The following is a 12,875-nucleotide window of genomic DNA, read 5'->3' on the forward strand; positions in this document are numbered from 1 at the left end:
GAATATTATGAACATAGCTATAATTGGTGCAGGCTTTAGTGGATGCTATTTATATAATAGATTAAAAAATGAAAATCATGATATCAAAATATTTGAAAAATCTAGAGGATGTGGTGGAAGATTAAGTACAAAATATATAGGTGAAAAGTTTATTGACCATGGTACACCCTACTTTGAGACAAAAGAGCCAGACTTTATTTATTTCTCAAATAAGCAAGTAAAAAAAGGTATATTAAAAAAGCTAAATAATCAGTACTTTCCCGTAAATGGAATAAATAAGTTTTGTTCATCTTTAATAAATAAACAAGATTTGATAAAACAAACAAAAATTGTAACATGTATTAAAGAAGATAATAAATGGAGTTTATTTGATGAAAATGACAAATCATATGAAGGTTTTGATTTGATTGTTTTTACAATCCCTGCTCCACAAATATTAGAGCTTTCATTAAAATTAGAAGATGAAATAAAAAAAGATTTAAATAGTGTGAAATACAATTCTATTGCAACTTTAATACTACATGATGACAAAGAGTTCAAAATAAATAAGGAACTATATGATTCTCAATTTTTTAAAAAAGTAGTAAATAATAGTGAAAAATACTGCTATAAAGAGTTTTCAAGTTTTGTATTCCATGCAAATGAAAGCTTTTCTACAAACAACAATGACAAAAATAAAGAAGATTTAGCTCTACAAATATATAAATATATAGACTACTTTCAAAAGATAAAACTTCCTAAAAGTATATATAAGATTGCTCATTTATGGAAATATGCCACAGTAAAAGAAGGTATTTCCTCAAAAGATTATTATATAAATGAAAACAAAGATTTAGCTTTTTGTGGGGACTATTTCAAAAAAGCAAATCTAGAAGGAAGTTTTTTAAGTGCTAAGGTTTTAGCTGATGAGTTAATCTAAAATAAACTCATCCCCTGCTTTCACATATTTATACTTCAACTCTATTTTATTTTTTAGTATATACTCCAAAGTAGTATGAGAGATGTGCATCAAATAACCTTCTTTCACTTTTAGTTCATCTAGTATATCACTTGCTTGTTTGTAGTTTAGGTGGTTTCCTACTTCTTTTCTTTCATCATAACAGGCATCTATAAAAGCATAATCAATATCTTTTGTTTTTAGAAATTCAATACTTTTTTTAGAAATACCAGAACAATCTGTAAGGTATGCTAGAGTTTTATTTTTTGTTTCTAATAAATACCCAAAGGTATTCTTTGAGTGTTTTAAAGGAACACTTGTAAAGCCTATATCATCGATGTTTATAGTTTGAAATTCTTCTATTTCGTTATAACAAACTGAATGTTTATGCTTAAACAAATCAGAAAAACCATTTTCATCTTTTGGATGAAAACAGTTTATTTTTTGAGCTGAGTGTCTAAGTCTTAAAAGACCTAGACAATGATCTGCATGAAAGTGAGTAAGAAATACAGCTTTGATATTCTTACCATCAAAGATATTTGATATATCCTCTATTCCTGCATCTAAAAGTATTACATTATCCTCTACTTTTATATAAGCACTTGTAGATAAATTTTTTAGACCTTTTTCTCTATGGTAAGTGCAAACCATACATTGACAGTTATGTACAGGAAAGCCTGCACTATCAGCAGTTCCTAAAAATTTAAGCTTCAATTTTTGCTCCTTTTATACTTACTTTTATTATATTCAATAAAATCACTGCAATAAGTGTTACAACTACTAGAAATATTGTAGCGTTTTTAGCACCAAAACTCTCCAATAAAAAAGCAAACCCAAAAGGTACCATAGAAGTTACTATTAGTCTAAATAGATTTAATCCCCCTGTTGTTTTACCATAACCATCATTTCCAAATAAATACAAAGGTAAGACTCCTCTTACAATATCACTTAATCCTTGTCCTGCTCCATATAAAACTACAAATAATAATGCGATTAAATAGTCATATCCACTAAAAATCAATGCAATTAATCCAAAGCTCATCAATAAAGTTGAAGCAATGGCTGTAAATAATGGAGTAATCTTTTTAGAGAAACTAAGCTCCAATAGTCTTGCAACCACTTGTGAAGGACCAATTAAAGCTCCTAGTGCTACTGCAGTTGCAGCTTCAATTCCGAAGCCTTTAAATAAAGCTAAAAATTGTGTTTGCATTGCTGTTATTGGTATTGCTAAAAAAGAAAAAGTAATTGCAAGTAAGATTAAAGAGATTTTTTTATGTTTACCTTCTAAACAAATACAATCATTAAAGTTCTTATTATCTAGTGTTTTATTACCTAAAATAAGATTTGGTTTTAAAACAAAAAAATGTATGGGCAAGGCAATAAATAAATGAAAAAGAGCAAGTATTTGATAAACATCTCTCCATGAAAAAAATGTTAATAAATAAGTAATCAAAGGCCAAAATATAGTTGAAGCAAAACCTGCTATAAGTGTAATTTGAACGATTGGAAGCCTAGCTTTTACACCTGCTAATTGAGAAAAAGCAATAAAAGCAGCTTCATATAAAACTAAAATAGAGACTATTTCTAAAAAAAGTATTGCTAATACAAATTGAAATTTTGTTTGTACATAAGACAGTAATACTAAACCTAAGGCACAAAATAGTGAGCCAAAACTCATAATCCATCTAGCTCCATACTTATCTAATATTTTCCCTACCATTGGAGCTAATAGTCCACCTAATAAGATACCTAAAGATAAAATACCAAAAATAAAAGACTTTGACCACAAAAAGTAGTTTGATATCTCTTCACTCATAATAGATATAGAATAGTATAATGTACCATAACCTATAGTTGTTGTAATACCTAAACCAAGAACAGATTTAGCCGTACCTTTTATAAAAATTTTATTTATAATTTGTTCAAATTTATTCATTGTTTGTCTTTATTAGAATCTAAAAGTACTAACTAAACAGTAATGATCACTATAATCTTTTAGTACTATTTTACTAGTAACTTTTATTTTTTCTTTACTTTTATAAAATATATAATCAATAATCACACCATCCTTATGACTAAATTGTATATTTTTATCTACAAAACCTTTTTCTTTAATCTGTAAGATTTCTTTTGAATTAGGTAAGGCATTTAAATCTCCACAAAACATAACAACATCATAAAAAGCAGAATAGTTTTTTATAAACTTTAAAATCTTTTTGATTTGATTTTCTCTTTGTTCTGAACTTATGTGGGATAAGTGAGTATTAACTAAAAGTAGTTTTTTATCTTTTAATTCTACTTCTATTATCTGGCAAGCTCTTTCATCCTCAGTCTCTTTATCAAAAAAAATTTCATCAACTAATTTGATTTTATATTTTGAAAGAATTGTAAGATTAGAGCTACTTAGTTTATTATCTCTAATCTTTTTTCTTGTTTTAGTAGAAATATAGTTGAAATCTAAATTTTTATTCAAGTATTTACTACTTGAAAACTCTTTTGATTCATAATCTTCTTGTAAACATATTATGTCCAATTTATTTTCTTTTAATTCATCATTCAATTTAAATATTCTATTTGGAAAGTCACCATCATTTTTCCAAATATTAAATGTTGCAACTTTTATCTTCTTACTCAAGGGCTAACTTCTTTAATAGATTTATAAACTCTTCTAAACTCTCATCAATATTCTTACTGTTATCAAAATCGATTAAATTCTTAGCATCAATATTTTCATAGCTTCTATCTAATCTTTTTTCAATCTCTTCTATTGATTCTCTTTTTCTTAAAAGAAGTCTATTTCTTAACTCTTCTTTTGAAACAGTAATATTTATAGTATAAACCTTTTCATATTGCTTTTCAAAATCAGAAACTTTAGACCTTGAAATAGAAATTACATTTACCTTGTTTTTTATAGAGTTCTTAGCTATTCCATAATAATTGCCATGGGCATTCCAAGTTGAAGCAAAAAAACTATTATGTTTTAAAATTTCAAAAGCAAAATTATCAACAAAAAAGTTTTTCTCATTTTTATCTGGCTTTCTAGTAATATATCTTTTAACAAAATGAATATCACCTTTTAACTCTTTTTTCGCACCCTTTAATAAAGTATCTTTTCCAACTCCACTAGGACCAACGATTAAAACAATTTTAGTATCCATAAAACCTTCTTATTTTGAATATTTATATATAAACTCTCTAATATCTTTTAAATCTTCTATTCTATTTTTTATTTCATCATGAGTCCAATCCCACCATGAAATTTTTTCTAAAGATTTTATAATCTCTTTTGAAAATCTAAATTTTAATATTTTAGCGCTTACACCTGCTACTATAGCATACGCAGGTACATCTTTGGTTACAACAGCATTTGAGCCAATAATTGCACCATTTCCTATCTTAATTCCTGGCATAATAACTGCCCCATGACCTATCCAAACATCATGACCTATATCTACTTTTTGAATATCTCTATAGTTAAAAAATGCTTTGTCATCATCACCAAAACCATACATTTCTCTTCTGTACATAAAGTGGTGTTGGCAAGGCATTTCATAAGGGTGAAAGCCTGGATTTATTCGTACATTTGAAGCTATGTTTACAAACTTTCCAATAATAGTATTTGTTATTTGTGAATATTCGCTAACATATGAATAATCATCCATTGATGAGTTTGAAATATTTACAAAATCTCTAATCTCAGTGTATTTGCCAAATTCACAGTTTTCAATAATGGCATTAGGGAAAATATAAGGCTTTTCCCCTAATACAACTTTTGGCTCAGGATTATGAGTTTCTATTTTTGTCATTGTATTTAACCTCAAGGTGTAAAATACTTCTATAAATTGTAACCATTTTTACTCCTTATAATTTAAATCCTCTAATACCATTATAAATAGATTCACCGTCTTTTAAAGTAAGTACTACTTTTGGAATATGTGTATCATCTACTACTATAATATCAGCTCTTTTTCCTTCTTTTATTTCACCTCTATCACTTAAGTTTCCATAAGCAGCAGGAGTTGAAGTTACCATTGAAAAACCTTTTGCAATATCAAGATTTGCGTCTTCTTTCATTCTATATACTGCTTGAAGCATAGATGTTGGGTGATAGTCTGAACAAAGGTACTTACAAACACCCTCTTTCACAAGTTCAATTGCAGCTATGTTACCACTCTGAGAACCACCTCTTACAATATTTGGTGCGCCCATACCTGTAGCAATTCCTTTTGAAACTGCATATTTAGCTACTTCTAAATCAAGTGGGAATTCTGAAATTTGCACACCTAAGTTAAGTAGTCCATCTAGTTTTTCAATACAATCATCATCATGACTTAAAAGTGTTAAGTTATGCTCTTTTGCATAAGCGATTAAATCATTGATTTTATCTTCATTTTTATTTGTTTTTTTATCAATTACTTTTTGTAATTCTTCTTCATTTAAATCATAATAGCTACCGTAATAACTTTTAAAAGATTCTAATGATTTAAATTGTCCTTGTCCTGGACTGTGATCCATAAGAGAAACAAGTTTAACCATTCCCTTTGAAATTACTTCTTTGATTGGTTCAACAGCTTCATCACAACTTAGCTCAAATCTTGCATGAACATAGTTATCAACACCTAGGTGTTTATCATTTGCTTTATTAATCTCTTCAATTTGTGAAATTGCTAAATCAATACTTCTTTTTTTCTTTGGGTTTTCTTCAAAACCAATAGCATGGAACATCGTAGTAACTCCTGCCATTGATAGTTTTTTATCAAGTTCAGCAACTGCTAACTCAACTGGAAATGTAGCATTCGGTCTTGGTTCAATCTCTTTTTCAATAGCATCTGAATGCAAATCTACAATTCCTGGAGCTATTTTTTTCTCACCTAAATCAACGGCTGCTTCATTTTTCCCATACTCATCAATTCTTTCTATAAATTCACCTTTGATTACAACATCAGCAGGAACAAACTCTTCGTTTATTAATACATTTTTACTTCTTAAAATTGTTTCCATTATTTAACTCTCTCTAATTTATAAATCTTATCACTAATCATTTCCATTGCTTCAAGGTCATGGAAAATACCAACCATCGCAACACCTTGAGTTTTTAACTCTTTTAACTTTTCAACTACTTTCATAGTATTTGTTTTATCTAGTGAAGCTGTTGGTTCATCAAGTAAAAGTAAACTCTTAGGTGCAATAATACCTTTTGCGATGTTTACTCTTTGTTGCTCCCCACCTGAGAAAGTTAATGGTGATAAATCAAATAACTCTTCTCTAATAGATAAGTAATCCAACATCTCTTTTGCTTTAATTCTTGCAATTTCTTCACTTTCTCCTTTGAATATCAACTGTTCTGCTACAACATCAACAGCACTAATTCTAGGTAAGATTTGTAAAAACTGTGATACATAACCTATTTCTGATTTTCTTAAGTTTAAAATCTCACTTTCAGATGCAGTTGCTATATCTATTTTACTTCCATTGTCTCTGTGAAATATGATATTTCCACTTGTTGTTGTATATGTCCTAAATAGTGTTTTTAAGATAGATGATTTACCTGCACCACTTGGTCCAAATAGTGATAAAAATTCACCCTCTTTTACATCAAAACCAATATTTTCAAAACCTTTAACTTCAATACTTCCTTGTGTATGTACTTTAAAAGTTTTATTTAAATCTTTTACTTCTAATCTAATCACGATAACTCCTAAAGAATTGATGACACAAGTAATTGTGTATATGGGTGTTGAGGATCTTCAAGTATTTGATCAGTTAATCCTCTTTCAACAATTTGTCCATTTTTCATAACAACTGTAATGTCTGTTAGGTGTTTAATAACTCCTAAATCATGTGATACAACTACCATTGCAAAACCTATTTCATGTTGTAACTCTTTGATTAAATCAAGAATTTTAGCTTGAACAGATAAATCAAGTCCTGTTGTTGGTTCATCAAGTAATAGAATTTTTGGATTACTTGATAAAGCTTTAGAGATTTGGATTCTTTGTTGTTGACCACCTGAGAAGTACTCAGGATAAGCATCAATTCTACTTGTTGGAATCTCAGTTTTATCTAAGAAATATAAAGCTCTATCTCTAATCTCATCATATTTTTTATTTCCACTCATGATAACTTTTTCAGCTATGTTTCCACCTGCTGAGAAATTATAGTTAAGTCCTAGTCTTGGGTTTTGATAAATCATAGACATTAATGAGTTTCTTAAATGTGATAATTCATTTAGGTTTGCATCTAAAATATTTTTTTTCTTTCCATCTCTTCCAACAAAATCTTTTACAAAAATCTCTCCAAGACTTGCTTTTTGGTCTTGATAAATTAGTTGTAAAAGAGTAGATTTCCCACTACCACTTTCACCTACTATTCCTAAAACCTCTCCATTTGCTAGTGTTAAATTTACATCATTTACACCAACAACACTTTTACAAGTAGGACAAATTGAACTGTTAAAAGCTGCACCAGTTGTTTCTAAACATTTTGGACAAAATTTCCCAAAAACTTTAGATACATTTCTCATATCTAGTATCATTACTTATTCCCTTGTTTTTCTTTTTGAGTATCACAATAATCTGTGTCATTACAATAATATGTTGCTTTACCTTCATCATCATATACTTCATCTAAAAAGCTATGAGTACTTCCACATCTTGCACAAGCTTTTCCTTCAAAATTTTCAACTTTAAACTCTCTGTCTTCAAATTTTAGAGGTTCAACTTTTGTATAAGGTGGAATAGCATAAATCTTTTTCTCTCTACCTGCTCCAAAAATTTGTAAAGCTTTACAATCACCCAATTTTGGTGTATCATATTTTGGAATTGGACTTGGGTCCATTGCATATCTATCATTTACCATCACTGGGTATCTATTAGAGATTCTTGAATCTCCAAACATAGATGTGTCTTCATATAGTAAAACCCAAAGTTTAGAATAATCAGCATTTGCATGTAAAAGCTTAGCTTTTGAGATATTTGGCTCAACTGTTTCTAAAATATCAGGCATTGGAACTTGGAAAACTAATGTTTGTCCTTCTTGTAAATCAATCTCAGGAATTCTATGTCTTGTCTGAATAATAGTTGCATCAACTGTTTTAGTTGTTGTTTCAACTTTTGTAACTGACTTGATAAAATTTCTAATATTTACAGCATTTACACTTCCATCACAACCTTGGTCAATTACTTTTAAAGTATCTTCCTCATTTATGATTGATAATGTAACTTGTAATCCACCCGTTCCCCAACCACGAGCAACTGGTAATTCTCTTGAAGCAAACCCTACAATATACCCTGGAATTGCAATAGCTTTTAAAATAGATCTTCTAATCTCTTTTTTTGCTTCTTCATCTAAAAATGCATATCTCATTTTGCAACTCCTTTTTCGTTTTCTTTTTTCTCTTCTGTATATTTTTGTGCTGATTTAAAGATTTGATAATCTGTTTGGAACGTCACATAGTGTGGTAATTTAAAGTGATTTGTCATACCAAATGATTCAATTCCATCTAAATGGTGCATAATCATGTCAAAATCAGCTGCAATAATATGCTCTCCACCCACAGAATAGTGAGTATTATAAAGTGATAAATCAATCATAGACATTGAAATAGCTTTTGTTTCATTTTTTCCAAAACAAAAACCAAAACCAGTTGTAAGTTTTGTATCACCATCTTCATCTTGATTAAATGTACCAACACACTCAACAGCAGTTGCCTCAATAGTCCCAACTTTTACTTTATTTTTTGTAAAAGGATGTGTAAACTCAATATCTAATTCACCTATTCTTAAATCACCAATTGTTGGGTGAATATCCCCATATCCTCTCATAGTTGTATATCCAACACATAAAAGAGAACCTGTTTCAGCTCTTGCCATTACTTGTAAAACTGCACTTCTTGGATATGGTTCAGTTGGGTAACTTCTTGTAATATCCCAAGGTTTTTCTTCTTGTGGAAGAACTTTTATTAAATTATCTTCCCTTAAAGGTGTTAATGCTGATTTAATTACATTATCTTTTGTTGAATACTCTTCAATATTAGTTTGAGCCTTTTCTAAATCAACTAAAAGTTTAATCTCATAATCATTTGAAGGTCCAAGTAATTGTCCTCCTTCAATATCTTTAAAAGCTGATGAAATTCTTCTTGTTAATCTCATATCATTTGTATCAACAGTTTTAGCAATACCAATTCTTTGACAAGAACTTCTATGAGCTCTTAGGAAAAAAGAAGCATTAAGTAAATCCCCTGCACTTCTTTTTATAGCTTTTGCCGCAAGCTTCTTAGAGTATAAAGAGCCTTCACTCATAACTCTATCAATTGAGTAAGTTAATCCTTCAATTAATTCTTTGTCATCTAATTTCTCTGCTTCATTTGTAATATCACTATAAAAATCAAGAGAGTTTTTAATAGCTTCTTCACCACCTTTGATTGCATAATAAGCCATTTTATAAAACCTCCATTTTTGTTGTTCTAGATATTGCGATTATTTCAGAGTTTTCATTTAGGAAAAACACTTCATTACCTAAAGGATAATATGAATTTTTTTCATTAAAAAACTCAACAAATGATTTGTCAATTGGAAGTTTTACACTTTTACTTCCATCTATCCCAGGACCACTTAGCTTAACTTCTAAACCATCAAAGTCATTACATTTAAAGACAAATGTAGAAGAGTATTCAGGATCTTTTGAAGTTCCGATTTTTCCTTTATTGAATAAATATTCATTTAGTTCATCAGAAAAAATATAATCTGCTTCATGTGCGTCGTCTTTTTTTGCATTTGTAATTGCTTCAATTAAACTAAACTCTTCATTTCCATCATAGTAAAAACTAACTTCTGAGTATAAAAGTGTATTTGCTATTGCAAGTAAATTTGATTCAAATAAAGGCTTTATTTTTTCAATATTACCTGGCATAGATAAAGCATTCATCATTGATTTAAAATTATCTCTATTTAGTTTTTCTATATCAACTGTATTCATATTTATTTCCTTACATTAAATCAAAAGAAACTCTTGTAGCGTTTACTTTTTGATTTGTTTTGTCTTGTTCTAGAATCTTCTCTTTATTTGCCTTATCTAAAATAGATACAATCTCATCTTTAAATATGTTTGCTTCAAATGCTGCATCTATAACTGCTGTATAAAGAGATAGCTTTTCATTTGTATCCATAACCATAGACCAACCTTTAGTATTGTTTACTTGAACTATTGTAGAAGTAACTAACACTTCACCTGCATAAAAATCACTATTTGAAATAGGATCTTTTACAGGAACTAATATTGTTTGTTCTGTTGGTGGAGTTAAAACCTGAACTTTTGCTTCATTATCAATTTTTTTATATAAATCTTCTAATATATTCTCTTGCACTAATTGTGCTAAATTATTAATATCTTCTCTTTTCATTAAATAAACCTTTTTCTAATCATCGCACTTACTTTATCAAGACCCCAAACCGTTAAAACAATAATGATAATAATTGAACAAACATCACCATTTTCAAAAGCTCTCATCTTGTCAAATAAGTAAAAACCAATACCACCTGCACCAACAAATCCTAGGATTGATGCTGCTCTTACATCACTTTCAAATCTATATAATGCCATTGAAACAAAATGAGGCATTGTTTGAGGAATAACTGCATAAACTAATACTTTTATAAAACCTGCACCTGTAGTTGTTAAAGCTTCAACAGGACCTGGATCAATTGATTCATTACCTTCACTTAAAAGTTTTGATAATACACCTGCTGTATGAACACCAAGAGCTAAAATACCTGCCATAGGTCCAAGTCCTACTGCACTTACAAAAATCAATGCCCAAACAATTTCATTAATAGATCTAAAAACATTTGCAATAAAGGTAGCACTTCCATATATCACTCTTTTTACGAACTCATGTATAGGTGTTTTACCAGGAATTAAAATATCTAAAATATTTCTTGAACTCATATATGATAATGGAACTGCTACTACTATAGATATAAATAGTGCAACAACTGCCATTTGAATAGTCTCTAACATAGACATCACATATACCATTAAGTCATCATTATTTAAATTTGGAGGGAAAAAACCACTTCCTTCAATATCTGGATTACCAGAGATGTACTCAACCATATACCCTGCACCATCAAGAAGTGAAGCAAAATTCATTTCAGTATCATTCCAACTTTGGATTAATACAAGTAAAAATATCACTATAACTGCCGATTTAGTAAATGAAAATGGGCTACTTTTTGCTTTTAACTCTTCTATATTCATCATTTTTCCTTATTTTTAAGTAAGCGTAAAACGCTTACTTATTTGTAATTATTTTTTTGCTTTTAATTGTTTTTTTAATTCAATTAATTCTCTTACAGAATCATAAACTGAATCATCACCTTTAACAAAACCTTTGTTTTTTAATCTTTTTAAACCTTCAGCATCGTTGTAAGATAAAAAAGCACCTTTTAATGCCATTTTTAAAGAACTTGGTAAATCGCCTCTTGCAGCAACTGGTGCACCTGGAATTAAATCAGAAGTCCAAATAACATTGAATTGATCTTTTTCCCAGTGTTTTCCTAATCCTCTATTAAAGTCTAAGTTATTAGTAGATGCAGCATCAATTTTTCCAGCTTTAACTGTTAAAATAGAAGCTTCATGTCCACCTGAGTAAACAACTTTTGAGAAATATTTCTTAGGATTAATTCCAGCTTTTGAGAACATTACAGTTGGAACTAATGTTCCTGATGTTGATTGAGAAGAAGTAAATGCCCATGTTTTACCTTTTAAGTCTGCTAAAGTTTTAAGACCACTTCCTTTTTTAGTAATAATAGTTCCTCTATATCCAGGAAGTCCAGATTCTCCATCAACTTCAACAACTAAAGCTTCAGCATTAGCTCTTTTTGCAGCTTCAACATAAGATTTTGGCCCTAAGTACGCTACATCAATATGTTTATGTTGCATACCTGTAATAATTCCTGTGTAATCACCTGCTAATTTCATTTCAACTTTAATACCTAATGATTTTGATAAGTAATCAGTTAAAGGACCAAAGTTTTCTTTCATTGAAGTTGAACCAGCTACTGGAATTACACCAAAAGTGATTTTTTCTGGCCATTTTTCTTGAGCAAACATTGTTGTAGATGCTAATCCTAAAGCTATAGTAGATACTGCAATTTTCTTAATTAATTTCATTTCTTATTTCCTAATATTTTTATTTGATACACTAGTTATTTGTGTAGATTTTTTCAACTAACTTATCAGTTAGCAACTCACTCTTATCGTCAAAAACCACTCTACCATCGTTAACACCAACGATTCGGTCACAGTACTCTTTGGCATACTCTAAATGATGAAGGTTTGCTATTACAGTTACACCGTAAGTTTTGTTTACCTTCCTTAAAATCTCCATAACCTTTTTTGCACTTTTTGGGTCAAGTGCAGATACAGGTTCATCAGCTAAGATAATCTTTGGTTCAGCGGCTAAAGCTCTAGCGATTGCAACTCTTTGTCTTTGGCCTCCCGAAAGTTCATCACACCTCTTTAACGAATGTTTTGTAATATCAACAATGTCCATATACTCTTTTGCCTTCTTAATCTCCTTGTCTTTATATAATTTAATAATTGCTCTTGTAAGTGGAATTTCTTTTAACATTCCACTTATTACATTATCAAGAACTGAAATCCTATCTACTAAGTTGTAACCTTGAAAAATTACTCCTACTTGCTCTCTTAATTTAATTAAGTTTTTCTTTTTTATATTTTTTAAATCAAAATCTAAAACTTCAAACTTTCCATCAAATACTTTGATTCCTCCAGTAATTGACATTAAAAGTGTAGATTTTCCAGCTCCACTTGGACCTATAATTCCTATAAACTCACCTTCTTTAACTTTGAAATCTACTTCTTTTAGAATTTTTTCTTTTTTATAACCTAATGTAAGGTTTTTCATTTTTATCAC

The 12,875-nt window shown here is 29.4% G+C and carries 16 protein-coding genes; 1 reads left to right on the plus strand and 15 read right to left on the minus strand.

Features of this window, described 5'->3' with window-relative positions:
* Nucleotides 1–7: 7 nt before the first annotated feature.
* Nucleotides 8–919, plus strand: coding sequence for an NAD(P)-binding protein (locus ACH5BF_RS05805; protein WP_423273265.1), 912 nt, complete (start codon nt 8–10; stop codon nt 917–919).
* On the opposite strand, the gene ACH5BF_RS05810 is transcribed toward ACH5BF_RS05805, so the two are convergent.
* The 15 genes from ACH5BF_RS05810 to phnC are packed head-to-tail and all read right to left on the minus strand — an operon-like array spanning nt 911 to nt 12,866.
* On the minus strand, nt 911–1,651 hold the full coding sequence (locus ACH5BF_RS05810; protein ID WP_423273266.1) for an MBL fold metallo-hydrolase: 741 nt from the start codon (nt 1,649–1,651) through the stop codon (nt 911–913). The two genes, ACH5BF_RS05805 and ACH5BF_RS05810, sit on opposite strands and share 9 nt — an antisense overlap.
* Nucleotides 1,641–2,873 (minus strand): MFS transporter, encoded by a 1,233-nt coding sequence (locus ACH5BF_RS05815; protein WP_423273267.1) that lies wholly within the window; start codon nt 2,871–2,873, stop codon nt 1,641–1,643. Before ACH5BF_RS05815 ends, ACH5BF_RS05810 begins: the two co-directional genes overlap by 11 nt.
* Nucleotides 2,874–2,885: 12 nt before the next feature.
* Nucleotides 2,886–3,572, minus strand: coding sequence for an endonuclease/exonuclease/phosphatase family protein (locus ACH5BF_RS05820; RefSeq protein ID WP_423273268.1), 687 nt, complete (start codon nt 3,570–3,572; stop codon nt 2,886–2,888).
* The gene (locus ACH5BF_RS05825; protein WP_423273269.1) at nt 3,565–4,095 is read right to left on the minus strand and encodes a hypothetical protein; all 531 of its coding nucleotides are present in this window, start codon (nt 4,093–4,095) and stop codon (nt 3,565–3,567) included. Before ACH5BF_RS05825 ends, ACH5BF_RS05820 begins: the two co-directional genes overlap by 8 nt.
* A gap of 9 nt (nt 4,096–4,104) precedes the next feature.
* On the minus strand, nt 4,105–4,743 hold the full coding sequence (locus tag ACH5BF_RS05830; protein ID WP_423273270.1) for a DapH/DapD/GlmU-related protein: 639 nt from the start codon (nt 4,741–4,743) through the stop codon (nt 4,105–4,107).
* 55 nt (nt 4,744–4,798) lie between these two features.
* A complete protein-coding gene (locus ACH5BF_RS05835; protein ID WP_423273271.1) occupies nt 4,799–5,938 on the minus strand; it encodes an alpha-D-ribose 1-methylphosphonate 5-triphosphate diphosphatase in 1,140 nt (379 codons plus the stop codon).
* Nucleotides 5,938–6,627: a phosphonate C-P lyase system protein PhnL gene (phnL, locus tag ACH5BF_RS05840; protein WP_423273272.1), complete on the minus strand. Its 690-nt coding sequence runs from the start codon at nt 6,625–6,627 to the stop codon at nt 5,938–5,940. The genes ACH5BF_RS05835 and phnL overlap by 1 nt, the downstream gene beginning before the upstream one ends.
* Nucleotides 6,628–6,635: 8 nt before the next feature.
* Complete coding sequence (locus tag ACH5BF_RS05845) at nt 6,636–7,472, minus strand: ATP-binding cassette domain-containing protein (protein WP_423273273.1); 837 nt, start codon at nt 7,470–7,472, stop codon at nt 6,636–6,638.
* Nucleotides 7,472–8,302: an alpha-D-ribose 1-methylphosphonate 5-phosphate C-P-lyase PhnJ gene (locus ACH5BF_RS05850; RefSeq protein WP_423273274.1), complete on the minus strand. Its 831-nt coding sequence runs from the start codon at nt 8,300–8,302 to the stop codon at nt 7,472–7,474. The genes ACH5BF_RS05845 and ACH5BF_RS05850 overlap by 1 nt, the downstream gene beginning before the upstream one ends.
* Complete coding sequence (locus ACH5BF_RS05855) at nt 8,299–9,375, minus strand: carbon-phosphorus lyase complex subunit PhnI (RefSeq protein WP_423273275.1); 1,077 nt, start codon at nt 9,373–9,375, stop codon at nt 8,299–8,301. Before ACH5BF_RS05855 ends, ACH5BF_RS05850 begins: the two co-directional genes overlap by 4 nt.
* Before the next feature lies 1 nt (nt 9,376).
* The gene (gene phnH / locus ACH5BF_RS05860) at nt 9,377–9,913 is read right to left on the minus strand and encodes a phosphonate C-P lyase system protein PhnH (RefSeq protein WP_423273276.1); all 537 of its coding nucleotides are present in this window, start codon (nt 9,911–9,913) and stop codon (nt 9,377–9,379) included.
* A gap of 10 nt (nt 9,914–9,923) precedes the next feature.
* On the minus strand, nt 9,924–10,337 hold the full coding sequence (locus ACH5BF_RS05865; protein WP_423273277.1) for a phosphonate C-P lyase system protein PhnG: 414 nt from the start codon (nt 10,335–10,337) through the stop codon (nt 9,924–9,926).
* Nucleotides 10,337–11,194, minus strand: a complete 858-nt coding sequence (gene phnE, locus ACH5BF_RS05870; protein WP_423273278.1) for a phosphonate ABC transporter, permease protein PhnE — start codon at nt 11,192–11,194, stop codon at nt 10,337–10,339. Before phnE ends, ACH5BF_RS05865 begins: the two co-directional genes overlap by 1 nt.
* A gap of 48 nt (nt 11,195–11,242) precedes the next feature.
* On the minus strand, nt 11,243–12,109 hold the full coding sequence (gene phnD / locus ACH5BF_RS05875) for a phosphonate ABC transporter substrate-binding protein (protein ID WP_423273279.1): 867 nt from the start codon (nt 12,107–12,109) through the stop codon (nt 11,243–11,245).
* 31 nt (nt 12,110–12,140) lie between these two features.
* A complete protein-coding gene (gene phnC / locus ACH5BF_RS05880; protein WP_423273499.1) occupies nt 12,141–12,866 on the minus strand; it encodes a phosphonate ABC transporter ATP-binding protein in 726 nt (241 codons plus the stop codon).
* Between the last annotated feature and the right edge of the window lie 9 nt (nt 12,867–12,875).

The sequence above is a fragment of the Arcobacter pernae genome (assembly GCF_049472135.1).
GTDB lineage: Bacteria > Campylobacterota > Campylobacteria > Campylobacterales > Arcobacteraceae > Arcobacter_B.

Bases quoted from the DNA above. Each gene is read 5' to 3' on its own strand.
- ACH5BF_RS05805 (WP_423273265.1), top strand. From the start codon at position 8: ATGAACATAGCTATAATTGGTGCAGGCTTTAGTGGATGCTATTTATAT.
- ACH5BF_RS05815 (WP_423273267.1), bottom strand. From the start codon at position 2,873: ATGAATAAATTTGAACAAATTATAAATAAAATTTTTATAAAAGGTACG.
- ACH5BF_RS05825 (WP_423273269.1), bottom strand. From the start codon at position 4,095: ATGGATACTAAAATTGTTTTAATCGTTGGTCCTAGTGGAGTTGGAAAA.
- ACH5BF_RS05830 (WP_423273270.1), bottom strand. From the start codon at position 4,743: ATGACAAAAATAGAAACTCATAATCCTGAGCCAAAAGTTGTATTAGGG.
- ACH5BF_RS05835 (WP_423273271.1), bottom strand. From the start codon at position 5,938: ATGGAAACAATTTTAAGAAGTAAAAATGTATTAATAAACGAAGAGTTT.
- ACH5BF_RS05845 (WP_423273273.1), bottom strand. From the start codon at position 7,472: ATGATACTAGATATGAGAAATGTATCTAAAGTTTTTGGGAAATTTTGT.
- ACH5BF_RS05850 (WP_423273274.1), bottom strand. From the start codon at position 8,302: ATGAGATATGCATTTTTAGATGAAGAAGCAAAAAAAGAGATTAGAAGA.
- ACH5BF_RS05855 (WP_423273275.1), bottom strand. From the start codon at position 9,375: ATGGCTTATTATGCAATCAAAGGTGGTGAAGAAGCTATTAAAAACTCT.
- phnH (WP_423273276.1), bottom strand. From the start codon at position 9,913: ATGAATACAGTTGATATAGAAAAACTAAATAGAGATAATTTTAAATCA.
- ACH5BF_RS05865 (WP_423273277.1), bottom strand. From the start codon at position 10,337: ATGAAAAGAGAAGATATTAATAATTTAGCACAATTAGTGCAAGAGAAT.
- phnE (WP_423273278.1), bottom strand. From the start codon at position 11,194: ATGAATATAGAAGAGTTAAAAGCAAAAAGTAGCCCATTTTCATTTACT.
- phnD (WP_423273279.1), bottom strand. From the start codon at position 12,109: ATGAAATTAATTAAGAAAATTGCAGTATCTACTATAGCTTTAGGATTA.
- phnC (WP_423273499.1), bottom strand. From the start codon at position 12,866: ATGAAAAACCTTACATTAGGTTATAAAAAAGAAAAAATTCTAAAAGAA.